This is a genomic window from Neiella litorisoli (assembly GCF_014773395.1).
In the GTDB taxonomy this organism is placed as follows: Bacteria; Pseudomonadota; Gammaproteobacteria; order Enterobacterales; family Neiellaceae; genus Neiella; species Neiella litorisoli.
Map to the genome: position 1 here is coordinate 44759 of NZ_JACXAF010000019.1, position 24510 is coordinate 69268.

Genomic DNA, 24510 nt, shown 5'->3' on the forward strand with positions numbered 1-24510 from the left:
CTCAAAATAGAGCCCTACGGCTGCGGTATTTTGAGCAGTGCTTGCAGTTTTCTTATTGAGAGATCGCGTTGCTTTTCAATGTAAAGCAGGTTGAGATCTCCTAACCTTTGTTGTTCACTTGAATCACTCAAGATACGAACACATTCCGTTGCAAACAAATCAGATTCCAAATCAGATATAACCAAACCAAACTCACAGCCATCTTCTAAGCCATGTGCGCCACAGGCGGTAGTAACTAAAGGTTTGCCATGCGTCATGGCCTCAACACTTTTGATTTTCAGTCCACTGCCACTTAAACACGGATTAACAATTAGATTACACCCGTCGTAGAAATCTCCTAAATCCTCGACTCGCCCAACACAGTAGATTGCAGAATCTTCTTGATTCACGAATTCGTCATACTTTGCGCCAGCAATAACGAGAGTAGCCTCGGGTATTTGCTTTTTGATGCCGTCCCAATGGTTTTCTACAAAGAACAAAATTCCATCGCGATTGTGTTTGTTGTTGGATCCCAAAAAGCCCACAGTAAATTTACTGGGGTCTCCCACGTACGACTTCCTTGCCGGCGGCTGTACGATACTTAGAGTTTCAACTTGCGTCTGTTCTCCTCGCAGTAAACCGCGAAAGTAGTTTCCTTCATGATGTTGTATGGCCAACACAATATCAGCTCGCGACAAAAGTCCTTTCTCTTGCTTCTTGGTCAAAGACAACCAAAAACCATCACCGCCTGATTCGCGAATTTGCTGATTTCTATCAGTGAACTTATCGTGGGTATCAATAATAGTTACCACTGAATCATCAATAGCTTTGATTAACTTCGCTAAAAACGCATAGTTTATAACAATAAAATCTGGCTTAATTTTATTCACTATACATTTAAAATCATCGATTGCTTGGCTAGAAATGAATGAGTCTTTGAAAATAAAATCTTCAAATCGGGCTGGTAAAGCTATATTTTTCTGGCGACAAGTTTTTTTAAAACGAGTCAACAACCGTTGGATGAGTGCTGGCTTATATGGTTTTCCATCGTTCATTTGAATGAATTGATGGCCATAAGTTGCAGCCATACTGTAGCCATCACTCCTTACCGCAATGCCTTTGATTGGACAAAGAACAAATGTCACGGAAATGCCCAGCCCGCTTAGCATCTCATGAATATGTCGAACGCGGGCAGAGTTACCGGAATGTGTAGGAATGCTTGCAACTGGACTAACAATGATGCATTTCATGTGAGAACCTAATTGATATTAGCATTGAATCGCCATTGCTCTATTTTCTGAGATTCTTGATCTCATTGACGACGGTAAATAGGTGCCGATTAAAAAAGATACTTAATATAGTAAGGTATACCACTGCACCCAACAAAACCCCAGCGGTCAACTCAATCAAATGAGAATCCATCATATTAATATCTAAACTATATAAATACTTCACCGATGCAAACATTAATAATGAGGAGATAATAAATGGATAAACGCTTTTGAGCGCCCCACCAAGCGAAATATCAACTTTTCTCGAAGCAATATGAAAGCGAATGGGCAAGGTCAGGTAGGTTACGAAAACCATGGCAGCAACCATCCCTTCAATGCCCAACGGAATTGCAATAACAGGAGCACTGATACTAGCAACTAATGTTGTGATTTTTATGTGTAGCGCTGTTCTGGGCATTCCCGAACTAACCATCAGCATTGGTAAAAAATAACCAACTATCAAGCCTGGCGCTGAGACTGATGCGATGCTCATCAAAAAGGCACTGTCTATCCAGTTTTCTCCAACAAACAACAAAATGAAAGGCTCGGATACCGCCCCTAGCCCCAAATAGGCCGGCAGTATAACGAAACAAGCGATCCTCAAAACTCGATACAATGCGCTTACTCTTTGCTCCCCCTCCAGTCGAGAAAGCGTCGCTACTAAAGACTTATTAAGTGGGTTGATGATCAGCTCTATGAGTATTTGAGGTGCCCGCCGAGCCATTGATAACAACGCAAATGCACTCGCTCCAAAGAAGACACCAACAAGCATGTTTACAGTTTTACCGGATAAGAATCCAAGCAACGCCATATAAAGCAAAGGCTTGCCAAACTCTACAATTTCTTTGATGTGAGTTTTTTCGATATGAAATTTTGCTTTGAAATCGGAAACAAAGTTGGTAGCAAACGTCGCAAAGATGCTTTGAGAAAAGCGCCCAATCACTAAAGACCATGCTCCGAACTCGAAGAAAGCCAGCGCAATGGACACACATCCCCCAAACGTCGTTGATGTTAATCTTATGTATGCTAGGCGCTTATTGTGGAATTCTCGCTGCATCTTGGCGAAATGTGTGGTGCGCAACGAATCCAGAATTGGAATGAAGGCTAGCGCCGCCAGTATGTATGCTAGTTTCTCTGAATAGCTAAAATAAACTATTGGTGCAACAGCTGCCGCTAGAAGTAAGGCGATTCCTGCCGCAACGAGCAAAATGATCGAATGGTAAGTCGATGCGAACTCATCAGTCCATTCGTCTCTTCTAATCAAGTTTTGACTAACGCCAATAGATAAAAAGATGGAAACAAACTCTACGATTAGAAAGGCAAAGCCGACTAAGCCAAATTCTTCTACTGACATTAATCGAGCGAGCAGTATAAAAACTACAAATGAAAAAAATTGACCAAACCCACTAGTCAAAACATTCCACAATACTGCAGCAGCAGATTTTCTTTTTAACGACATTAATACAGCTGTCCTTGCGTATGCTAACTGCAACTATTGCCAGCAGCGAACATATTCATAAATACGAGCATTTAACGTGAGTGAGTCTTCAGTATTGACACAAAAGGATTCGCGCTCTGAGTCGTAAGTAGAATCAATTTGCTTGGCGATCACGCCACCCACTTTCGACGCAAGGTCAGGTTGGCTATCAGCGAACACTTTGGCGATATAAGGCAGTTCAAATCCTGGGGCATTGTAGCCATAACCGTAAATATTCATCGCGTCGTGCTTAACGCCTTTCATGGTGTGACAATCAATAGCTCGACTCGACTCATCTTGCCATTTGAACAGCTCATCTGAGCCACAATATGCCAAAGCTTTTTGAAACGCCTCTAATTGCATGAATGACGTATTGCCACCGTGCTTTTTGATAAGCGCAAAAGCATAAACATTGAATAGGTGATAGCCGTTTTCCTTGTACAGCTTAGTTTTGCCTGCTTTTTTCAGACGAATACTTTCTAGCAATGATTCAATGGTGAACTTTACCTTTTTGAATAGGGTCGGCGTATTCACAATAGGGTGTTTGATTAAACCATTGCCATATACTCGAAGCCGCTTTGACAAACCAGCCATAAAGGCATCGCATTGTCGTCTAATCTCTGCGTTGTCTCGAACGGAAAGCAAAACATAACCTGCAGCAGCTAACCAAAGTTGATGATTGAACGTCATGTCGAACCCTCGCATACTGCCGTCGACATTACGAACGTTCCACATCCCGAACTTGTCATCAAAGATATGCAGCAAAAAAGTCTGCTCGGCTAAATCAAGACATGATTCGTCGGCCAAGGCGATATAGCCAGCAACCAGACCTTCAATTGCCCAAGCTTGGCCAATCGTGCCATTTGAGAAGTCTTTTCTGACGCTGGTGCGACAATGGAAAGCGGCTTTCATGGGCCGAGCTTGGTTTGACTTCAGGTAATCGACACAAATTTGTACACCTTGACGATACTTGTCATCCCCGTCGCGCTGATACAACACCGCTAATGTTGTCGCCCAATGAGCAGTGTTTCTTACTGGAGTTTCAGGATCAAAATATGGCCCATTGTGGCCGCCACTGATAAAGCCCTGAGAGGTCAGTTGTTGCAAAGCAACATCAGCCAGAGCAACTACAATTGAGTCCAACACAATTAATCCCTTTGTTTACTAACACAACCAATAATATTGCCGGCCAACGTCGCCAAACCACTAAAATATGCAACCAGATAAAACCGGAGGTACAGGCTACCACGGCAGTCCACCTGTTTGCTTTTTGCCGCTAACTCTCTTACCGTTTTGCGACGAGCTGGGAACACCTTTTTTAATGCTTGCTTGAATTTTGCTTTAAACACGCCTTGCTCCTGCCATAGCCGCACCTGCCCCTTACCCACTCGGATTTGCTTCTTCAACAACTCTGAAGTGGATCGTGCATATTTAAAAACCGTGCAACTATCGCAATATTCAAGCAACAAACCTTGCTCTGAACAATAACCAGTCCAACGCATGTCTTCTCCCGACCGCACGCCTTCCTCAAACATGCCAATGTTAGAAAAAACGTTCCGCCGAACCCAAAGGTTGGCGGTTTTAGCGGCCTTGCGCTGCTTGATGGCATATTCCATTTGAACATTGGTAACTGAGTCATAAACCTTGCCGGCAGTGACTCGATCCTCAAAATTAAACATGACTTGGCCACCAAAAAGGTCGCACGAAGGATGTTCGTCCAAATACTTGATAGCGGAAGACACCCAGTCCTTTGCGGGAATACAGGTTGAATCGAGTAGGGCAATATAACGGCCAGATGCAGCCTCAATACCTCTGTTGCGACACGAATAAGGACTTGCTAGTCGTTGATGTTCTTTGATTAAACAAACATCAGAGCGTTGCTCCAACCATTCTATCGAGCCATCCGTTGAGCCATTGTCAACGACCAATATTTCAAACAAAGCTTGATCACAGCTCTGCTGTTCCAGCTTCGCTAGTGTTTGTTGAATGGCATTCAGATCGTTATAAACAGGGATGATGATAGAGACTATCGGCTCACTCAAAATACTGTTCCTTCCATATGTCACTGCGTCCAATATAATCCACGATTGCTCACAAACTTATTTGGCGCCAGAAGGCGCAAGAGCCAGACGGGACATGTATGGCGTTTGATATTTTTCGGCAATTTCTTCGACGACCCTCGGATTCGTAGTTCTCCAGTCGAGAAATAACTGCCATTGCTTCTCTACGTGTAATTCAACCGTGTCAGGTGTCAGCAAAGCAGCGAAAGCAGCGTCACGTTGGGGCTCAGACGCGTAAATCCAGTCGAGCATTAAATCCCCCATGGCTTTCGTATAATGGGAGGATTCCGACCAATACCTCAAATCCTCCACTGTTTCGTAATCGAAATACTCTGTGGTGTAACTATTGACTAACTGAAAATCGAAAATAGGAACGGGTTCAAGGCTACGACGGTCTGCCACATCAGCGACCGCTTTTACCAAATGAACTTTCAATTCCGTCAGCTTTCTCTCAGCCAGCATAAACTGATGATCAATTTCCAAATATCTCAAATGCATGGGATTGATAATTAATTTGAGATCAATGCCTTGGTCATAGGAAGTGTTGATAATTTGTTGAAGAGAACTTGTGCGACATAAGGCCGTCGAGGGGCGTCTAGATTCGGCAGCTCGTTCGTTGATCTTGACTCTCGCTGCTTCTCGGCGTTCCATTCTCTCAGATACGGTATCATTAATGTACATAAAGGCGAGTCGACGGCCATACCTGTCATAATAAGCCGACTGCTTTTTCCCCAAAGCACCTAATCCGTCGCGCAATGTTTGTGACGAAATTAAGTAATTAATGCGATAAAACCAGCTTCTAAGGTCTTGTAATATATGGCCAGATAAATGCACCGGCTTTCTAGCAACGCCTCCGTCGCAAAAATTCTCGACGACCAAAAAGACAGTTGAGGGTTGGCTGTTATCCACCACGTGCTCAAACATTCGCCTCAGCTCGGTCATACCGGCCCCAGGAACAGAAAAGTTATATCCTTTGACCTCGCCTAGGTGACCTAAGTCAAGGCCATAGTCTGTTCGGGAGTTTCCGATGATGACGTATTCAGGATCTTTCAACTGCTTGTAATGCCATGGTTTGAATTCACGTTCAAATCCCGAAGCGCTGCGAGGAACGTTTTCGTAGTGGTACAAGTACAGTGGATCTAACCAAAGGTTGGTCAGCATCAAGCCAGCTAACAACAACACAAATGTTGCTAGCCAGTACTTTAAGAAACGCCAAGTAGCTTGTCCTGCCATTACAAATTACTCCGCATTAGAAATTAAAGTACAAAAATTCAGAGAGCTGACCAATGCTGCTCAGCGCATATAGGCCTGCAAATGCCGAAGCGACGGCAGCCGCCGGAACTTGCCAGCGCGGCACCTTAATCTGTTGTTCGCCACTCAGAATATTCTCAACCGATTTATATAGTTGCAGTGAATTGGGCATTAAAACAGCGATAGCGAGCAGCGCGATGCACCATAGCAATGCATCAAAGGCTAAAATAAGCTCTGGAGACCCTTGAGTTAAAGTACTCAGATTGGCCATGCTCACCAAAATTAATAGCGCACCATCCAAGGTTTCGGCTCGGAAGAAAATCCAACCAAAACAAACCGCTGCAAACGTCAATGCCCAATAGAAAACTCGCTCGGCCATTAGCACCGGCGCCGAAGAAATGGAACTGCGGAAATGACCCCAAGCATGGTTGATACACAAATAAGAGCCATGCAACGCGCCCCAAATAACAAAGTTCCAACCGGCACCGTGCCACAAACCACCAAGCAACATGGTGAGCAATAAGTTCACATAGCGGCGTCCCGGCCCTTTGCGATTACCGCCCAATGCTATGTAAAGGTAATCTCTGAGAAAGCGACTCAAAGTCATGTGCCATCGACGCCAGAAATCAACAATACTGGTGGCTTTGTAGGGTGAGTTAAAGTTCTCAGGTAATCGAATACCAAACATTCGAGCTAAGCCAAGAGCCATATCGGAGTAGCCTGAGAAATCAAAATACAGTTGCATGGTGTAAGCCAGCGTGCCAATCCATGCTTCATAAGCTGTTAACGCTATGCCTTGATCTGCGGCTTGAAAAATAGGCGTGGCATACACTGCAACGTTGTCAGCCAACACAACTTTCTTGAATAAGCCAATGCTGAATAACACGATGCCAACCGACATGTGGTAGCTATTGAACCGAAATGTTGATGCTTGCGCGAACTGAGGCAACATTTCTTTGTGATGAACAATAGGTCCTGCAATCAACTGCGGGAAGAAGGTTACAAACAGTGAGTATTGTAAAAAGCTATGCTCTTCAATCTCTTTTCTGTATGTATCAACCAAGTATGCGATTTGTTGGAATGTGAAAAATGAAATCGCCAGCGGCAGCGCTATACGCGCAACTTGCCAATCTTCACCAGTGAGCCAACTCACTTGGTCTAGAAAGAAGTTGAAGTACTTGTAGTAGCCGAGTAACCCCAAATTCAGAGTGACGCCGACGGTAAGAATTAACTTTGCTAGCTTGGCATTGGTCTGGTGGGCGGAATTAATTAATGAACCGACTATGTAGTTACCAACCATAGAACCAATAATCAGGATCAAATAGTCAGCTTTCCACCAGCCATAGAAAAACAACGAAGATAAAACTAAGAGGGTTATTGCTATTCTGCTGTTAAATCGGCCTAGTAAGAAAAATAGAGCTAGAACTGTAGGTAAGAAAAAATATATAAATTCTAGCGAGTTAAACAGCATAACCTTTCCTTGGTTTAGGAGCTTCTAGGTTTGTAGCAAACTTGTAATTTGTAGCCCTTCAGTGCTCAAATGACAGTAAGCCTTGTGGTAGGCTAAAAATTCAGCACCAGCTCACGTTTACGCTAATGCAAACGAAAAGCTAAATCAACCGGAATCAGGCCTAGCAATGACCGTATTAACCAGCCAAGTTGAAGCGAAAATCATCGTTATCATCCCAACCTACAATGACAATGCTCGCCTCGTTCAGTGCCTCAAAGCGATTGACCAACAAACGCTGGATAAATCTCTATTTAAAGTCATCGTGGTGGACAACGGTTCCAGCCAACCGCCTGAATTGCCAGCGGGGTTAGCCATTAATGTGAATCTCTGGTTCGAGTCCAAACCCGGTTCTTACGCTGCGCGCAACAAAGCACTAAACGGCAGCAAAGCAGAATTCTATGCCTTCACAGATTCAGATTGTAAACCTGACCCAGACTGGCTGCAGGCCGCTTACGAAGTGCTTTCACAATCAAGCTGTGATGCAGTTAGCGGCCCAATCGAATTATTTTGTCATGACGACAACAACCCCAAGGCTATTGAGCTCATCGATTTACTGAAGGGGTTTCCACAGCAAAAAACAATTCACCAACAACACTATTCGCCCACTGCGAATCTAATTGTCAAAGCCAAGTGCTTTGATGAAGTTGGCTTATTCAATGACAATTTAAAATCTGGCGGTGACAAAGAATGGTGTTTGCGACTACATCAACAAGGAGGCGTGCTGATTTATGATCAACGAGTAAAGATTAGGCACCCTGCACGAGATACTTTCCAACAGTATCTCACCAAACAACGGCGCATTGCCCATGGAGCTTGGGCCAGAAGAGACTCGGACCCGCTCATGAAGAAGTACACTGGTGTACACGGCATCGTGACGGGTATCATGCCGCCGGTAAGAAAAGGCTACGATTTCTTAACCCGATTTCCCCAAGCCAAGATATCAACACGGCTAAAAGCTATTATTTGCTTCTACGCCGTGAATTTATATTCGGTGAAGGAGCGTCTGAAATGTCGCTTTGGTTTAGTGCAATCCGTCGAGCGAAATTAATCAGCGCTCAACAAAGCCAACTAAGCCAGCTTTCACTCTTAATTTAAGCCACAAGCGGTACCATTTGTTGTGCAAAGCAACAAACAAGACTCTGGCAATTTCATAGTTTGATAGCTGCAACGTCTGCTTTTGGCGAATGCAACTCTTTAGTGCTTGAATAGGCGGTGCGGCGTCACTAAGTAATGCCTGCCAACTCAATTGAGCTGCCATCGCGGGATCTTTGTTTTGCAACCGATAGAAACCACCCACAACGCGCCGAAGCTTCTGCCTCATGTCGCTTAACTCACGCCTAGCAGGGTGAGCTACGATGCATTGCTCACCAAATGTCATCACAGCGCCATGCTTTACCGCTCGACTAGAAAACTCATAGTCGGCACCTGAAAAAGCTTGGCAATCGAAACGGCCAATCCGCTCGACAATAGCGCGCCGGATCCAAAAGTTGGCCGTGACACTTCTGCCCAAAGTGGCATTTTCCCGCTGCGGAAAAGCCAACACTCGCTCAAATGACTCCAACAAAGTGCGGGGACCGTTAGAAGCACAAAACACAGTGATATTTCCGGCGATCAAATCATTATGTGTGTGATTTAGAATCGCCAAACCTTGTTCAAGCCAATCTGGCTCAGGAATACAATCACTGTCAGTGAAAGCAATGATGCGGCCCTCAGCCACTTTCAATCCGGCATTGCGTGCCGAGTAGGAGCCCGGTTCCAGCTCAATGAGATATTTTGTTCTCTGATGAGAATTCAAAACGCCGACCACTGTCTGATCGACATCAGGTGAACCATTGTCGACCACAATTAACTCTGCATCTGCGGCGTCAAGTTGTGGCAGTAACGCATTCACGCACAAAGATAAGCGCTGATAATCATTAAATACAGGGACGATGATAGAGATGGCTTTAGAAGCGCTATGATTGAATACCGATTCGACTGTCATGCCAGCAGCCCCTGATACAAGTCAACGTACTGCTGCACCATGCCGGTCAAAGAAAAACGACTCTCAACATGACTTCGATTGAATTCACCATATTGACGCCGAAGCGCTGATGATTCAGCAAGCGTTTGAATCGATTGCACAAAGTGATCGACACTGTCTTGCTGACAAAGAAAACCACCCTGTCGATCTACGATGAGTTCAGGCATTGAGAAGCAGTCTGTCGTTACTACCGGCATGCCACATGCCATTGCTTCAATCGTCGTTAAACTCAGCCCTTCTAACCGCGTTGGAAACAGGAAGATATCGGCATAGTTGTAAAACTGTCGCAACTGTTCGGCATTGAGTCTGCCAATAGAGATAATTTGTTTCGATTCAGCAACTCGTTTATCTTGCAAACCCGAGGTGGTTAATAGAACAAATCTGTCGCCTAATTGTTCCATGATGTGAGGGAGCAAATCGGCCCCCTTCCGTCGAGTAAAATTACCAACAAACAGCAACTTAATCTTGTCGCGAGCCTGTGGCACCAACTCATCAGACACAGTCTGCGGATAAAATTGCTCAACATCGATGCCATTCTGAATCGCTTGCGCTTGGACGCCAAAGCAATGCTTTACCTGGCCAGCGGTATACTGACTCACTGCGGTGATGGCATCAGCAGCAGCAAACGCACGCTGCTCATACCAACGCACCAAATTGTGATAACGCGCTTGCGCAAAACTTTTGTATGGACGTATCAGTGGATCATGGACAACCAGATGTTCAGTGGTCACTAATTTGACGCCAGATTGAGCAAAACGAAAGCCATTCCAACTATTGGTATGAACAATATCAGCATCAGTTTTCGCCATCGCTGAGCCAATTAGGTCAGGGTAATATTGATAATGATGAGGCAGTAAATCGACTTGTGTGTCGACGCCAAATGCCTGCAGCGACTTGGCCATATTGTAGGTCCACACGTCACTACCAGAGCCAGCTTCGATGAGCTTAAAACAAACTTTCATTGGCGTCCCTGCTTAGATGCGCGATTTATAGATTCGGAAAAGGTCGTAAAAGTTGCCATTACGCCAGCACAACTGCCGAATACGTTTGGATGCTCCTCGGCCACAAAGCAACGTCATATTGACCAACAGAGATAAGCGTTGAGATTTGCTCAACAGATGACCATGCTTAGCTCGGAACAATCGATAGCCAGCCCGAATCCGGCTTGGATGGGTGATTCGCCCCAGCTCGTGGTCAGTATGCTGAATATAGGTTCGCTTCATAATGCGTCGAGCAGGGCCTAGCTTGGCAATAATATGAGTGAAAAATTCATAGTCTTGCCAAGCTGGGAATGATTCATCAAATAGCAAGCCGTGTTCCAGCAGCCTTTGCCGATCAGCGAAAATCTGATTCCCTACAACATTGCGACAGCCAATCTCTGCCAACGAGATTTGGCGACCATAGTAACGGCTGGGAATCATTTTTTTACCGGTGTAATTAAAGCTTTGGGCGCACAAAAATGAATCATTGGGATGCCAGGCCGCGACAAACTCAGCAATGCGCTCAGGAGTGAAACGATCGTCATCATCAAGCCCAGTAATAAATTTGCCATTGGCTGCTCGAATCGCTTTGTTTCTGGCGTGACAGGCCCCTTTAGACTGTTCTTCTCGCAAATAAACGATGTTGCCATGCTTCTCTTGCAAGCTCCGAACAAAGTCGGGAGTATCATCCGTAGAGCCATCATCGCTAATGACAATTTCAACGGCAGGATAAGTCTGAGCCAATACCGAATCGATCGCTCGCTTGAGCATTTGAGGGCGGTTCTTTGTTGGAATATAGACGCTGACCAGCGGCTGATCTGTGTGCTGACTACTCATCGTTGGTTACTCCGCTGACCTGGCGAAATAGATGCTCAAATCTTGCCGCTGATATCTCTCTGGAGAACATCGCTTCAACTCGGCTTCTGGCGTTAGCCACCAACTGCTGACGGCCATCATCATCTAACGCCAATGCTTGCTCTAAAGTATCCGCTAAGCTGGTTGCGCTAGCTGGTTCGCACAGATAACCAGAATGTCCATGCTCAATCGAATCGACAATGCCGCCCGAGCGTGAACCAACGACAACGGCGCCTGCAGCCATGGCTTCAAGAAATGTCAGGCCCTGAGCTTCAACCCAACCACTGGCGGACTGTTTTGACGGCCCCAGAAAAGCATCAGCAGCTGCCATATAGTGTTGTACCTGACTATGATCGACCCAACCAAGGGTTTGTGCTGCGGCTTCTAAATTGGCTCGTGCAATCCGCTGTTCCAGCTCGGCCTTATCCTGCCCTTCGCCAATGACCACCAGCTTCACTTGGTGGCCTTTTGCCAATAACAAGCGTGTCGCTTCCAGCGCCTCAAACACTCCTTTTTCTTCAATAACCCGGCCAACGAACACCAACAGTTTTTGCTCAGGATGATCTTGTAGCGATGAGCGCAATTGCGACACTTCCTCAGGATCAGGCAGTTCGGAAACAGTCACGCCCATTGGAATTCTATGAACAGAAGTGCCGCTAGAGCTCATTTGTAGCTCATTAACAGCCGCCTCGGTAAACGACGAATTAACACTGATTGCAGCTGAACGCCTAAGTACCCAGCGCTTAAACTTCAACATCAGCTTGCCTTTTAACGAGAAAATATCACCACCATGAACAGTCGTTACAACAGGGACTCGAAACAGCCAAGATGACACTAAAGCAGCAAATCCTTGAGGTATGATCCAGTGCGCATTGATCACGTCGTATCGTTGAGTTAGCAATAAGCGAAACACTGCAAAACACTCCGCCAACACCAACATCGGCAGCTTCAGTTTTTCGATTGGTTTTTTGCGCAAGTTAACCAGAGCACCGCCTTGATAGCAGACAGTCTGCGCCTTAACAGGCCAAAAATAACGAAAGCGACGGACTTGCACACCATCGAAGTCTTCTTTCAGCGCGGCCCCTTCAAAGTGTGGTGCCAACACAGTCACCTGATGCCCTTTGGCGACTAAGTCTTTCGCAAGGCTATGAACAAATGGTGTTGTCGAATCACCCGTCCAACGCGGATAATTAGAGGTCACTAAAAGTAATTTCAAAACATCTTCCCTGCTTATCCTTTGGTATTGATGGTCAGTTCGCTAAGCGCTTATTTAATTGATATCGGTACAGCGACGCGGGCTCAATGGCTTTTTGATTCAACCCTTCGGCATAGCCGATAAACGGTGATTTAGTTTCCAGCGGCTTTGGAAAATCCAAACCAATCAAACGGATCCCAGGAGCCCGCACTGTAATAGGTAGGTTAACTCGACCTTGTGCTCTGACGTTCCAGTAGGTGGTATAACCTGCTGCAATGGGACCAGATTCACGTCCTCCCGCTTCGGTGAATAAGTCCTGCGTGCTACTAACTCCGGCATCAATATCATCAAACAAATTCTGCTGATTCAACCCTCTATGCAAGTTGAATTTGGCGTTGTTAACTTGGCCACCACTGTAAACATTTAGCTCAGCATTCCACCCCACCGCCGGTGAATGCAACGCAGGCGCAGTAAACTGAAAATTAGTGGCGAGTACATAATTGGAAGTTGAAATACTCATGGTGTAGTGCCCACCGCGGCCAAGTACTCGAATATCACTCAAGCTAAGATTGGCACTTTTCTCAACAATAATGCCATTATCGGCGTGTACCGTTGCAATATCTCTAAGCCAACCATGTTTAACCTGATTCAAAAAGAACGCGTTAAAGCCGGGCTCTCGATGGTGACCTGCATAAGGTCTTTTAGGAAAAGTCACTCTGAACTGCTCAAAGCCAACTTGCTCTAGCAGCTCTGCATTGCGCAACTTAACGCGCCATTCTGGCTTAACGTGATGCAGCAAAGGCTCTTTCACTCGAAGACGATGACCGTTGATAGCTTCTACCGTCACAAACTGGTTAACCAAGTTTGCTCGCCGGTCATATGCTCTTCCTAATTTCGTTTGGGTTGCCGCCATCAGGTGTTTGTCAAAACTTGCTCTTTGGCAGCCTTGATTGCACCAACTAACGATTAGCGTTTGGCCAGGGAAGAACAAGCTGGGATCGTCGACTTCTAGCTCATGCTGACCTTGTTTACCAGCGAGGGCCTCCGCAGGTAACGCCGTCGAAAATGGCTTCAAACCAGGCCTAGTCCAAATAAAGCCTCCTTTCCAAGAAACGGGAGAGAGGCGGCTGAACGTCGCAACTTGGTTGTCGGCAACCAGATTACGAATTTTCCATTGCTGCTGGTCTTCTGCAGCTACTGACAACAGAGGCTTAGAAAAAAATAGCTCCGTTCCGGTTTCTGCTGATGAGCCAGCGCCGCGCAACAAGATTTGACTACGCTGAATCGCTAGAACTCGCGATAGGTCGACTCGCCCCTGAGGTAACTGAACGATCACAGGGCCGTTCACCTCATGAGCATGTTCCAAAGCCGCTAACATCGCGACACTGTCGTCTTGCTCATCATTGACAACAACTCCGAACTCAGTGACATCGACAATCGTTGCCCCAGTCAGTCGAGGCTGTTGTTCACCCCATCGATAGCCTGCGTAAGAAAAATTAGGGAGGTAGTGCTGATCGGAATCAAGAATTTTCGGTCGCCACGGCTGTATGGGGTTGGTTTGCGATACTTGCCGTGAGGTTTGTGAGCTTGCTTGTTGAGTTGCCGAGGAGTAATTGCTTTCGAGCTGAGACTGTAATGATTCGAGTTTACGAGAAGCGGAAACGACCTCTGGATGTTGGTCGGTATAGCGCTGCAACAAGGTCGCTAATCGTTGCTGCTGTTCAGTAATCTTTAGCTTGAGTTGTTCGCGACTGAGTTTTGCTTGCTGGTAGAAGCGGCTTTGTTCTGTTGATTCCGCTTCAACGATAACTGCCGTCTCAGCAATCGCCGGTGGTGCCGCGGCTTCCTTGTCATCGGACACTGTTGATGTCGAACTACAGCCCAGGCTCGTTAGAGCAACGAGCCATAACGGCAAAGAGAAACGACTCACGATAGCAACGTCCGCTATTCTTTGTCTTGCTTATACTTCATTAGTTCAAGCTCGAGCGCTCGAGTCTTCTCGAGAATCGTCTCAATCATCTGTCGATTGTGAGATATCAGGTCTGATAGCAAACCAACCAGAATGGCCAAGAACCCCATTAGCAAGAAGGAGCCACCCAAGACGAGCGACTGGATGTGACCATCACCTTGGCCAATGAAGTACTTATACAAAAAGCGAATGATCGGAATGGCGCCAATCACCCCCATGACAATACCGATGTAAAAGAAGAAACGCATCGGCTGGTACATGGCATACATCCGCACCATGGCAGAAAGCTGACGCTGAACGAATTTAGGGATGCTGGTAAACAGCCGGCTCTCGCGGGTTTTTGGATTAGTCCCCACTGGCACCGACGTGATCGCCATGTGTTTCTTGCCAGCTTGGATAATCGTTTCGATGGTATAGCTGAATGGCGAAACGATATTGGTTTTTATTGCCGCTTCGCGACTAATGGCCCGAAAACCGGAGACCGTGTCTGGCACATTGGTGCCCGACAACTTGCGAACGACTGCACTGCCTAAGTATTGCAGTAGCTTTTTAAACGGGGAAAAGTGCTCAATTTTATGGGTTTCCCGATCGCCAACAACAATATCCGCTTCGCCTGCCAATATCGGCTTCACCAACTTCGCAATATCGGCGCCGTTGTATTGGTTGTCACCATCGGTATTCACGATGATGTCAGCACCCGCCTTAATCGACTCTTCCAGCGCAATTCGGAAGGTTCTTGCCAACCCTTTATTATTTTTATTGCGAATCACGTGTGTAATTCCCAGCTCGCGGGCCACTTCAGACGTGCCGTCTTGACTGCCATCGTCGACAATCAATGTTTCAATGACATCAATACCATCGATTTGCTTGGGCAAATCGGCATAGGTTTCGGGCAGCGTTTCCGCTTCGTTATAGCAAGGAATTTGGATAATCAGTTTCATGGAGAGACTTCCATTGTTTGATCGCAAGAACGCACCAAGCGGATGGTTTGCTCGGGACTAATAAATTTTCTTCTTATATGTTCAGGTACCAGAGCATCAATGCCAAGTAGCTGCAATATTCGGCCAATAATGGTGATGCGAGATTCTGACGCCCACTGCTCACAACTATCTGAGAATGGCTTCACTAACGGGTAATTATTTGTCACCAGCCATAATGCGCTGCTGGTTGCCTGCTCTGGTAATAGTAAGTTGGTTGCATCGATGCCATAAATCCGATCGAATAGCCGCGCCTGAAAGCCTTCTGGCACAACAATCTGAGCCGTTGGATTATCTGCCATGTAGGCAGACAGATGACGATGTTCAGTATGGTTTGACTCACGCATATCAATCAATAGCACATTCATGACCACCGCCCCTACTCCCATGACAACAACAACATGTCGCAACCAAGGAGCACCCTGCTGCCAAAGGCGAGCACCGTAAACAGCAAGAGCAATAGCGATGGCATAAGCGACCGGCCCAAAATATCGCGGATGCGGTCGAATTGAGAATATGTAGTTAGCGCAGATAAGCCATACCACGGCCGTAGTAAGCAACGCCAGAAGAACGCGTTTTTGGGCAGCTGAAAATGGGCTCGTTTGGGCGCTGGCAGTTAACAGCAAGATGACGATAAATGCCAAGCTGTAAATAGCTAAATCGTAGTGCAGCAAAAACACAATGTACGGATTGACTATCCAATGCACATTGACCGGAACGTGCTCCCAATAACGGGCATCGTCGGTCATAAATTTAAAGAAGCTCTTTGAACTGACCGGTTTGAGCTCAGAAACCACCTTCTTCGTTTTGGTAGTGAGTTTGTTTTCATTACCAAAGTTATGCTTAGTAATTGTGGCGTGATTCGACGCTATTTTGATTCGATATAGCGGCTCGCCTTGAGTTACCGAAAAATAACTCATATCAGCCAAGCCAATCGCCGCTGCGCCCAACGCGCAAAGCAGCCAAGCCCGCCAATTTTTATAGATCAACAGGGCGATGATGGTTGTTGAAATAACCACTGCGGCTGACGTCAAATGAGCCAGTATTGCTAGGCCAATAGGAATACCAGCAACCAAATTGAGCCACAATCGATTGCTCTCATTGGCCCAGATCAGCAGCCAAAAACCGACCACAATAAGAGTTAACTGAGTAAACAACACGAATGGTACATTCGATAGCACGGCGAACAATGAGGTCGAAGCGAACAATCCGGCCGCGAGCAATCCATAGCCTCGCTGCCAAAAGTGTCGCACACCGAAATAAGTAGCCACGGCAGAGCAGATATAGCCGATAAATGGCGGCACAGTGAGTGCCCACTCAGATACCCCGAATGATTTCAGGCTGGTGAATAACGCGAAAACATGAGGAAAACGAATCGACCAGTGATCGGTCACAACCGGCTGACCCGTTTCGAGTAAGGTCAGCGCTGCATAGACATAGTGGAAATCATCGTAACCACGATAGCCCAAGTAGCTCAGCGAACCGAACCCAAAACACATCAAGATGACCAGAGCAACATCTGCTCCAACCAGAATCCTTCTCATCAATAATCCCTACCAAACTGCCTGTAGCGGTTTTGTTGTTTGGTTATGCTTTGCGCAGTGCCACCATTCTAAGCAGATAGCGTACAGATGGCTACCAGCTTCATCAATCTGGCACTTATGGATAAATATCTGCCATGATCCGATTGCGCTGCTCAACCGAGAATTTTGTTCTCGCTAGCTGCTGACCATTGGCTCCAATTTTCTCTCTGAGTGCCTTATCGCCTAGTAAGGTTCCCAAATACTCCGTCAACTTGCCAGTCACGTGATTGCGAAAATCTGCAGGAATTTCATTCACGGCGTAACCTCGAAAGTGCTTTCTGTAGTCGTGGTGTTGAATACCAATCAACATGCCGCTCTCTCGATGTTCAATCAATTCAGGAATGGCCATATGGTCGGTAGCAATCACAGGGATACCATATGCCATGGCTTCGAGCACTGCATAACCAAAAGCCTCACTATAGGTAGGTAACAAATAAATATGAGTTTGCGGCAAGATTTGATTCATCATCTCGTCGCGCGCAACCCGACCATGAACGATAGCTGGGTTAGTTTGGATTTTGTCGATGTAACGCTGACGCATTGCGACATTGTCGGTTTTGAAATCCATATTGAAGTCACAGCACAGTCGAAGTCGAGCATTTGGAAAGTCTTTCTGCACCGCTTCAAAGGCATCAACGACGTTCACTCCACCTTTGCGAAAAAAGTCGCCACTGAATAAAATGTTGATGCTATCGGTTGGTTTGGCGGCAAAATCTTCCGTGCCCACATGGCGAATGCAGGGATAAACCACTCGCGCTTTATCAAGAATGACACCGCGATTGAGTTCTCCATAACTCTTCACCGTGTCTAGGCCGCTCTGACTCCAAAACAACAAAGCTCGACAATTTGGCCGAGAGAATAAATAGGAGGCATAGGCGATACGAAGTTGCTTTGGCAAAGGCACACCGAGCCAGTTGAAGGAAACCGACTCTTGCAAACAAGCCAGTGAATGGATCCAAGGCAATTTGGTGTCTACCAAATTAATCACAGATTCAACAACATCAATGCCGCTGAAATCATACTTGCTCATAAACCCGGCAACAGGACTACGCAGCCAAGGAGAGCCTTTTCGGGTAATGGGAATTTTCTGGTAGCTCAGCCCTTGCAACGGATATGTGGCAATTTCATCGTATAAACCGTGCCAATCTGTCACTCCAACTGTTTTTGTTTGCTTCACTTTATTTAACTACCACTGTTCCATGTACTTGCAATAATCAACCGCTAAACCGATGAAAATCAGTCAGCTTGTCGAGCGACAAGCATCGAAGTTGCTACATTGGCCAATTGATGTCAAGCCAGCCCTGGAACCTTTGGTGAAAGTAAACCACGACTACTATCCACTGCTTTGTCATGGTACAAATAACATCCCACCTGCCGAAAAGTGGTCAAACGGACTTTGCAGGAGAATCACCAATACGCCGGGAGAAGAAGCGTGGCACAGTACAATGTTTGCATGTTCGCTCATAACGAAGAAGACAATATTAAAACGTCAATTATGAGTGTGTTAGAGCAAACTTCTGAGGCTCTGAATACTTTCTATCTAATTGCCAATGGCTGTAGCGATGATACGGTCGCCATCGCCAATCAAATCAAACAACAGAGCTTTGCCAAGATGCAAGTTGTCGAGTTAGCAATCGGCGACAAATGCAATGCTTGGAACCACTACATGCATCAACTGAATCCCGCCGCTGATGTCCATTTTTTTGTTGACGCCGACGTCAACTTTTCGGACCAGTGCTTCGACAAAATGACCAACCATTTAATGGCGACAGGCGCAGAAACGGTAACGATTGCTGGCATGCCTTTGTCGGGCAGAAACCGAGCGTTCTACGAAAGCTTGGTGAAGGAGCGCTCGTGCTTTTTCGGCAATTTATATGGTTTGAAGCACGCCGCCATTGAACGCATTCAATCGTATCCGTTCCGCCTGCCCATGGGGCTCAATTGGATCGACTCATTTCTTACTAAAGCGATCAATACCGACTTATCCTTTGGCGTTGATAACCTGCCTAATCGAGTCACTTATTTGGATGGCGTCGGTTATCACTTTGAAAAACTATCGCCCTTTTCAACAAATGAAATTTCAATATATATCAACCGAATTGCCCGATATGAGCTTGGCAAAATTCAGGAAAAGTATCTTGACGCCCTGCCACTAGAACAATGGCCAGCGAACATGCACGTGATCAACGAACAAATTGATGAGAATTTCGCCACAGATGCTAGCGACATCCAGTTCATCAAAAGGTGGTTGGTCCGCAAACGGCTCACCAAACTACTCACTAAACATCGGCAAGCTGAATTGAAAGCACAGAGTTAGGAAGCAACGCCACATGGAAAGTGTCAACACAACAAAGCCAGCAACAGCAGTGACTCCCGCTCGGCTTAATCTGGTTATTTCCTTCTTCATTGCCGCCGCAATCTATCTAACCTTTGCCTGGTTACTAAAAATGCAACCCGGAGCGGCAGGTATTGAGCAGCCTGACTTAGTCTTCAACATCGATGTCTATCAGTACGTCCATAAGCTCGGCGACCTTGGTTACCAAGAATTAAATAGTAAACACTTACTCAGGATGCATACGTGGGTTCCGCTGACTCGCATGCTGTTTCCTTTGTTCGATGGCAGTCCCCATGAGCAAGCAGTTAAAGCAGCCGTTTTGTTCAACATAATCACCCTGTCGCTCGCTTTTACTGCGGTATCGTGGTTTGCCCTACGGACATTACAAAGCCTGAGCAAAGTCTGGTTGTTAAATGTGGTTCACCTGCTGTCCACCAGCAGTTTAATTATGTCTGCACCGGATCATTTTAGTCAGTCTTACCTGCTGATGATCACCGCAATACTATCGTTTATTTGTATCGACAAACTCATTGTACTATTAGTTGTCGCTGTGATTTTGGGCATATTAATCGCCGGTACAACGACCTCAAACGCGGCATTTGCTGGGCTATTAGGCTACTTCATTTTGGCCCGACATTTTCAATTCAAAGCAGTATTCAATCGGCTGTTCATTGTTGCTTTTTTGCTGGCGCCAATTGTTGGTGGTTATCTGTTTTATCTGTACACCCGAGAAGCCGATCCAAACCAGTTCTTGTTTTTGAAGTTCTTTAATTTTCGGCTGTTCAATGAGTTGCCATCGGCTTTGGTCTATTGCTTGGCTTCATGGGTATACCCAATCGTTGCGCCACTACCCGAACTCAGTCGTTCTGGCCACATCACACTAGAGCCAATTGCTCTAGCGGATTTCTTTGACTGGTACCTTATACCGTCAGCGGTTGTGTTAGCAGGCATCGGTTATGGAATCATCAGCCACTGGCGCAAAGAGCAAATGCCGATGCTGATCCAAATACTGCTGACATGGGTCGCATTCAATGCCATTTTTCACAACGTTTGGGGCGATGAATACATACTGTTCTCTGGCCACTATTCATTTGCGCTGATTATTTTGATCATGCTGCTGTTTAAGCGGCTGACAACTAGCCACTGCTTAGCATTTTCAGTGCCCGTGATCATCTGGCAGGGACTGTTTGCATACACCACCTTCAATTTGATTCCATAGAAAAATTAGCAATTGAATCAGAATATTAATTAAACCATTGGCTGTGATTTGAATGAGAGAAAGGGTGAAATCAATGAATGTGGCTTATGTGGCGGTTGCGCCTTTTATTAGTGGTTCAGAAAGGTGCCTGCAACTGATCTTGTCACAGAGTCAAAGCTATGGCGTGTCGCCAATACTTATTACCCCAGAAAGCTCACCATTAAAGCAATGGGCGAAAGCGCAAGACATCACCCATTACTCAGTTGATTTATCGCCATCGTTTGGCAAAAACCTGTTTGCTTGGCTGAGCCAACAGGTCAAGTTAGCCGCAATATTTCGTCGTCACCGCATCAGCGCAATCCACAGCAATCAAATTTGGAGTTACCCCGCAGTCGCGAAGGTCGCCAAATTTCTCAAGATTAAAACCTGCTGTCATTTACGGGATCCGGTCAACAATGGCAGTCGTTGGTGGCTTAAATCACAACCAGACCACATTATCTGCATCTCTCGCCATATCAATCGCGAATACCTAAGTGTTTTCAACGAGTCGCCAAAGGTTCAAGTCAGTACCCTCATTGATCCGGTGAATGCTCGACAAGCACTGGATCCTGCGGCCTTATCAGCCCAAGTAGCAGCATCGAAGAATCAGTTAGCCATTGACCCAGAGGTCTTTACCTTTGGCTATATTGGCCAAGTAGCGCCGGTGAAAGGCGTACTTGAAACCATCTCCGCGCTGAGCAGACTGCCGCATCAAAATTGGCGATTGCTAATTGCCGGCAAAGATCCATCAGAATCGCAAGATTATCTGCAGCAATGCCAAGCCCTTGTGACGTCACTTGGTTTACAGCAACAAGTCACCTTTGTTGGTTTTCTCGAAGATGTCAGCAGTTTTTACTATGCCAGTGATGCCATCGTTATGTTGTCAAAAGAAGAGCCTTTAGGGCTTATTCCACTTGAGGCAGCAATGCATTACACCCCAGCTATTGTTAATGCTGTCGGAGGATTGCCTGAGACCGTGGATGATGGTCGCTCCGGCTGGGTCGTTGATGCCAACCAAGAGCAAGAGCTAATGGTCACCTTACAGCAAGCCATGACAGCTGATCGGCAACAAGTGGGGCTGCGAGCAAGGGAATATGCCGAGCGGTTGTCGGACCCAGTTAGCTATTTTGGGAAGCTTGTTGAGCTATATAACCAATGACAGCCAAGAATATTTCAAGTTAAGTCAGTGAGAGCTAACCTAGTTTTAGCTTGCGCTTGATGCGATTGATAATCTTGATTTGATAGTACTCAGGCCACCACTGGCGGATCGCTTGCAATTGCTGAGCTAGTGGCAATTTGACCACCCCAAGCGTTTGTTTCGGCCACTCTTTAATATCGTACGTATCGCTGACCCTGTCCCATTCTTTCATTCGTTTATGATTACTTTGCAAGCTGGCGATTTCGCGAGTACCGCCTTTAACGTCATCGCGCGGATTAAGGCACGAAATGGCGTCGACGATGGCGACTCGCTTGTCCAAGTTGTAGCCGAGTGTATGTAAAAACCACCAGTCGACCCCATAGCCAATCAGACTCGGGTCATAAACATCGAGGAACTCGGTCAATTTATCTGTACGAAACAATGGGCAGGTCACTTCAAGAAAGTTGGTGTAACGAATGTAATTCGTTGGCTGGCGCTTGGTGATACTGTGGCTAATTTTGCCGAACAAACTAAAGGCCGGTTGCAGTACCCAAAGATCGAACTCTTGGCGAATACTGAACAGCTGATTAATCTCAGCCGTAGTGATGCCAATATCATCATCGCTAACATAAATGGCATCGTAGCGATCGAGGATATCTCGGTGGTGATCGAACACGTATTTTAAATTGGGAAATTTACCACCCTTACGTTCAAGGTAATAATCTGCTTGCTCTTTCACAGCGCATTCATTATCCCCGTAGTAGCAAACAAACAGGTCAAAATTCCGCTTACCTTCGAGCCACTGTTTGACGTTCGACTTATCGCCGACAGAAGAAAACACCAAATTCTTTGTTGTGGTTTCGGTTTTGGCTTTTTCCATTTTAATTGATGGCTCCATTACAACCTGTTTCTGCCAGAATACTTTTGGTGATGACGCAACTAGGAGCCGCTGCCAAATACCTTTCGATAAAGAAATCGTGCTGCGACATTGAGTTTTCTTGCACGCGCCTTATTGAACAGCTTGTGAGCCCCATATTCGACAAGGTTCCACTGCTTGTCGACGTTAAAATCTCTGTTCGGGATCATGCTATCGAAATCATCCGCGTGATCGACTACAGCCGGAGCAATAAACCCTTGCTTGCTATAACCGAGCGTGTAAAGCGGCAGCAAATCAACAGGGTAATACATATTAGTACTTGAACGCAGGAAGGTTTTTGCGCCTTGCAACGAAATCAAGTAACCCGCGGTAAGAAAGGGCACAGGATCACACTCATAGGCACAAAAAGACTGCTGCTGTTGGCGTCCTAAAAAGCGCCTATTTTCAACCACAGCTGGCAGGCGCACCGAATCCAATTGCTGGGCCGTTTGCTCTTTCAATGGGTAATCGAGCTTCAAATAATCGAATCCCAGTTCGTCAAAATCGAGTGTTAGAAACTCGCAAAAACTATCAGGCACGACAGCATCATCTTCAATGACAATGGCGTATGGAATATTTTCAGCAACCATTTTTTGCCAAATGTAGATATGCGACAACGCACAACCAGCTTCTCCTGGTACTAAATCATGCAGCGTTTCCATCTTAAAACGCTTGGTATCAAACGCTGCGGTGTAGTCAGGAAGCTCTTTGCCATAAACGGCATCAAAGCGCTCAAAAGGAACATTGAGTCGATTAAGGTTTTCAGCGATGCGCTGCATCCTTTCGGTACTTTGTTTGAGGTTTACAACAAAAACTTTATGTCGCATCACCATTCATCTCCCTTGATTAGTCGCTTAATCACTACATTTAATGCTTACGAGCAGCAAAAACTCAACCAGCTAAGTTGCCTGACTATGGCCACAGATACCAGCGAAACTTCAGCCTTTTGTTTGCCACCGTCGCAACAGCAGCCAACCAATGAGCAGCATGATCAGCGGTAATGGCCATTTAAGCGCGTAAGTGAGTCGCTCAAAGTAATATTTTTTGGTCACAAAAGCCTTTACATCATCAAATGCGACGCCATGGCGACTAAAAATCTTATCCACCAGCGCTTCATCATCTGGCGTGTAGCCATGTTGCCGATAAAGTTCAGCAATCTGTGGTCGATTCAACTGAGCTTGATCGGCATCAAACGGTATCGAGACACCGTAGTCAGCGTCAAACAAGCGCTGCTGACCATCGACATCAGCCTGCACGATGACGTGTAGCGGAAACACCAAAATATCACTCTCGATGCCATTTTCAGTGAGTACCTGATTAAGAATCATCGAGGTGTCGCCACACAACCCGATACCACGCTTCAGGCTGCGGCGATAATCGGTGTAATGATATTTCTGAAATTCCGGCATCCCCGACCACAGCCCCATAAAATAGAGAAAGTAGTTTTCCCAAATAGGAATGAGTTGATTGAATCGAGTGGCGTCGGGTTCTTCGCTCCAGTGAATATGGGTAATACTTTGGGCAATGACATGGGTTGCCCGTTGGGCAAACTGCAGTTCAGATTCATCAGGCAAACGCTGTAGCTGCGCCAATGCCTCCTCATAGGAAATCGAATAATCATTAGCAAAGCGAGTCGGCTCATCCCAAAGACCTGCCGGTCGGATTGATTGACTCAATCCGTACAGATTAATCACTGTCAGCACTAGCCCCGTGGACACTAAGCCCCAGGCTATTATTCGTTTCAACATCTACAA

Annotated in this window: 21 protein-coding genes; 4 read left to right on the forward strand and 17 right to left on the reverse strand. The window is 46.1% G+C overall.

Going from position 1 to position 24510, the window contains the following annotated elements; genetic code table 11:
• Window positions 1-14 precede the first annotated feature (14 nt).
• From IC617_RS14030 to IC617_RS14055, 6 genes are read right to left on the reverse strand one after another with little or no spacing between them, the layout of a single operon-like run.
• The gene (locus IC617_RS14030; RefSeq protein WP_191145620.1) at window positions 15-1229 is read right to left on the reverse strand and encodes a glycosyltransferase family 4 protein; all 1215 of its coding nucleotides are present in this window, start codon (window positions 1227-1229) and stop codon (window positions 15-17) included.
• A gap of 40 nt (window positions 1230-1269) precedes the next feature.
• Entirely contained in the window at window positions 1270-2709 is a 1440-nt protein-coding gene (locus tag IC617_RS14035) for an oligosaccharide flippase family protein (RefSeq protein WP_191145621.1), read from the reverse strand.
• A 33-nt stretch (window positions 2710-2742) separates the two neighbouring features.
• Window positions 2743-3873 (reverse strand): AGE family epimerase/isomerase, encoded by a 1131-nt coding sequence (locus tag IC617_RS14040; protein ID WP_191145622.1) that lies wholly within the window; start codon window positions 3871-3873, stop codon window positions 2743-2745.
• A 2-nt stretch (window positions 3874-3875) separates the two neighbouring features.
• Entirely contained in the window at window positions 3876-4769 is an 894-nt protein-coding gene (locus IC617_RS14045; RefSeq protein WP_191145623.1) for a glycosyltransferase family 2 protein, read from the reverse strand.
• Between the two features lie 57 nt (window positions 4770-4826).
• Window positions 4827-6020 carry a hypothetical protein gene (locus tag IC617_RS14050; protein WP_191145624.1) on the reverse strand — a complete coding sequence of 398 codons (1194 nt, stop codon included), beginning with the start codon at window positions 6018-6020 and terminating at the stop codon, window positions 4827-4829.
• Between the two features lie 16 nt (window positions 6021-6036).
• The gene (locus IC617_RS14055; RefSeq protein ID WP_224746019.1) at window positions 6037-7359 is read right to left on the reverse strand and encodes an MBOAT family O-acyltransferase; all 1323 of its coding nucleotides are present in this window, start codon (window positions 7357-7359) and stop codon (window positions 6037-6039) included.
• 316 nt (window positions 7360-7675) lie between these two features.
• Between IC617_RS14055 and IC617_RS14060 the strand changes: the two genes are divergently transcribed.
• Window positions 7676-8596, forward strand: a complete 921-nt coding sequence (locus tag IC617_RS14060) for a glycosyltransferase family 2 protein (protein ID WP_191145626.1) — start codon at window positions 7676-7678, stop codon at window positions 8594-8596.
• Here the strand turns inward: IC617_RS14060 and IC617_RS14065 are convergent, their stop codons facing one another.
• The 8 genes from IC617_RS14065 to IC617_RS14100 form a co-directional block, all read right to left on the reverse strand.
• Window positions 8597-9532 carry a glycosyltransferase family 2 protein gene (locus IC617_RS14065; protein ID WP_191145627.1) on the reverse strand — a complete coding sequence of 312 codons (936 nt, stop codon included), beginning with the start codon at window positions 9530-9532 and terminating at the stop codon, window positions 8597-8599.
• Complete coding sequence (locus IC617_RS14070) at window positions 9529-10533, reverse strand: glycosyltransferase family 4 protein (protein WP_191145628.1); 1005 nt, start codon at window positions 10531-10533, stop codon at window positions 9529-9531. Before IC617_RS14070 ends, IC617_RS14065 begins: the two co-directional genes overlap by 4 nt.
• Before the next feature lie 12 nt (window positions 10534-10545).
• Window positions 10546-11388: a glycosyltransferase gene (locus IC617_RS14075; RefSeq protein WP_191145629.1), complete on the reverse strand. Its 843-nt coding sequence runs from the start codon at window positions 11386-11388 to the stop codon at window positions 10546-10548.
• Window positions 11381-12622 (reverse strand): glycosyltransferase family 4 protein, encoded by a 1242-nt coding sequence (locus IC617_RS14080; RefSeq protein ID WP_224746020.1) that lies wholly within the window; start codon window positions 12620-12622, stop codon window positions 11381-11383. Before IC617_RS14080 ends, IC617_RS14075 begins: the two co-directional genes overlap by 8 nt.
• Before the next feature lie 34 nt (window positions 12623-12656).
• Window positions 12657-14531: a hypothetical protein gene (locus tag IC617_RS14085; RefSeq protein WP_191145630.1), complete on the reverse strand. Its 1875-nt coding sequence runs from the start codon at window positions 14529-14531 to the stop codon at window positions 12657-12659.
• 14 nt (window positions 14532-14545) lie between these two features.
• Window positions 14546-15511 (reverse strand): glycosyltransferase family 2 protein, encoded by a 966-nt coding sequence (locus IC617_RS14090; RefSeq protein ID WP_191145631.1) that lies wholly within the window; start codon window positions 15509-15511, stop codon window positions 14546-14548.
• Entirely contained in the window at window positions 15508-17091 is a 1584-nt protein-coding gene (locus IC617_RS14095) for a glycosyltransferase family 39 protein (protein WP_191145632.1), read from the reverse strand. Before IC617_RS14095 ends, IC617_RS14090 begins: the two co-directional genes overlap by 4 nt.
• Window positions 17092-17206: 115 nt before the next feature.
• Complete coding sequence (locus IC617_RS14100) at window positions 17207-18283, reverse strand: glycosyltransferase family 4 protein (RefSeq protein ID WP_191145633.1); 1077 nt, start codon at window positions 18281-18283, stop codon at window positions 17207-17209.
• A gap of 279 nt (window positions 18284-18562) precedes the next feature.
• Between IC617_RS14100 and IC617_RS14105 the strand changes: the two genes are divergently transcribed.
• The 3 genes from IC617_RS14105 to IC617_RS14115 all read left to right on the forward strand — a co-directional run bounded on the left by IC617_RS14105 (window position 18563) and on the right by IC617_RS14115 (window position 21861).
• Window positions 18563-19447: a glycosyltransferase family A protein gene (locus IC617_RS14105; RefSeq protein WP_191145634.1), complete on the forward strand. Its 885-nt coding sequence runs from the start codon at window positions 18563-18565 to the stop codon at window positions 19445-19447.
• Between the two features lie 13 nt (window positions 19448-19460).
• Window positions 19461-20684: a hypothetical protein gene (locus tag IC617_RS14110; protein WP_191145635.1), complete on the forward strand. Its 1224-nt coding sequence runs from the start codon at window positions 19461-19463 to the stop codon at window positions 20682-20684.
• 73 nt (window positions 20685-20757) lie between these two features.
• Window positions 20758-21861 (forward strand): glycosyltransferase, encoded by a 1104-nt coding sequence (locus IC617_RS14115; RefSeq protein WP_224746025.1) that lies wholly within the window; start codon window positions 20758-20760, stop codon window positions 21859-21861.
• A 34-nt stretch (window positions 21862-21895) separates the two neighbouring features.
• On the opposite strand, the gene IC617_RS14120 is transcribed toward IC617_RS14115, so the two are convergent.
• The 3 genes from IC617_RS14120 to IC617_RS14130 all read right to left on the reverse strand — a co-directional run bounded on the left by IC617_RS14120 (window position 21896) and on the right by IC617_RS14130 (window position 24504).
• A complete protein-coding gene (locus IC617_RS14120; RefSeq protein ID WP_191145637.1) occupies window positions 21896-22720 on the reverse strand; it encodes a DUF707 domain-containing protein in 825 nt (274 codons plus the stop codon).
• A 59-nt stretch (window positions 22721-22779) separates the two neighbouring features.
• Window positions 22780-23583 (reverse strand): glycosyltransferase family 25 protein, encoded by an 804-nt coding sequence (locus tag IC617_RS14125; RefSeq protein ID WP_191145638.1) that lies wholly within the window; start codon window positions 23581-23583, stop codon window positions 22780-22782.
• Window positions 23584-23694: 111 nt separating this feature from the next.
• Entirely contained in the window at window positions 23695-24504 is an 810-nt protein-coding gene (locus tag IC617_RS14130) for a hypothetical protein (protein WP_191145639.1), read from the reverse strand.
• Between the last annotated feature and the right edge of the window lie 6 nt (window positions 24505-24510).

Coding starts and splice junctions, on each gene's coding strand:
- IC617_RS14120 (WP_191145637.1), bottom strand. CDS start 22,720: ATGGAAAAAGCCAAAACCGAAACCACAACAAAGAATTTGGTGTTTTCT.
- IC617_RS14125 (WP_191145638.1), bottom strand. CDS start 23,583: ATGCGACATAAAGTTTTTGTTGTAAACCTCAAACAAAGTACCGAAAGG.
- IC617_RS14095 (WP_191145632.1), bottom strand. CDS start 17,091: ATGAGAAGGATTCTGGTTGGAGCAGATGTTGCTCTGGTCATCTTGATG.
- IC617_RS14035 (WP_191145621.1), bottom strand. CDS start 2,709: ATGTCGTTAAAAAGAAAATCTGCTGCTGCAGTATTGTGGAATGTTTTG.
- IC617_RS14065 (WP_191145627.1), bottom strand. CDS start 9,532: ATGACAGTCGAATCGGTATTCAATCATAGCGCTTCTAAAGCCATCTCT.
- IC617_RS14130 (WP_191145639.1), bottom strand. CDS start 24,504: ATGTTGAAACGAATAATAGCCTGGGGCTTAGTGTCCACGGGGCTAGTG.
- IC617_RS14030 (WP_191145620.1), bottom strand. CDS start 1,229: ATGAAATGCATCATTGTTAGTCCAGTTGCAAGCATTCCTACACATTCC.
- IC617_RS14070 (WP_191145628.1), bottom strand. CDS start 10,533: ATGAAAGTTTGTTTTAAGCTCATCGAAGCTGGCTCTGGTAGTGACGTG.
- IC617_RS14060 (WP_191145626.1), top strand. CDS start 7,676: ATGACCGTATTAACCAGCCAAGTTGAAGCGAAAATCATCGTTATCATC.
- IC617_RS14090 (WP_191145631.1), bottom strand. CDS start 15,511: ATGAAACTGATTATCCAAATTCCTTGCTATAACGAAGCGGAAACGCTG.
- IC617_RS14110 (WP_191145635.1), top strand. CDS start 19,461: ATGGAAAGTGTCAACACAACAAAGCCAGCAACAGCAGTGACTCCCGCT.
- IC617_RS14115 (WP_224746025.1), top strand. CDS start 20,758: ATGAATGTGGCTTATGTGGCGGTTGCGCCTTTTATTAGTGGTTCAGAA.
- IC617_RS14050 (WP_191145624.1), bottom strand. CDS start 6,020: ATGGCAGGACAAGCTACTTGGCGTTTCTTAAAGTACTGGCTAGCAACA.
- IC617_RS14075 (WP_191145629.1), bottom strand. CDS start 11,388: ATGAGTAGTCAGCACACAGATCAGCCGCTGGTCAGCGTCTATATTCCA.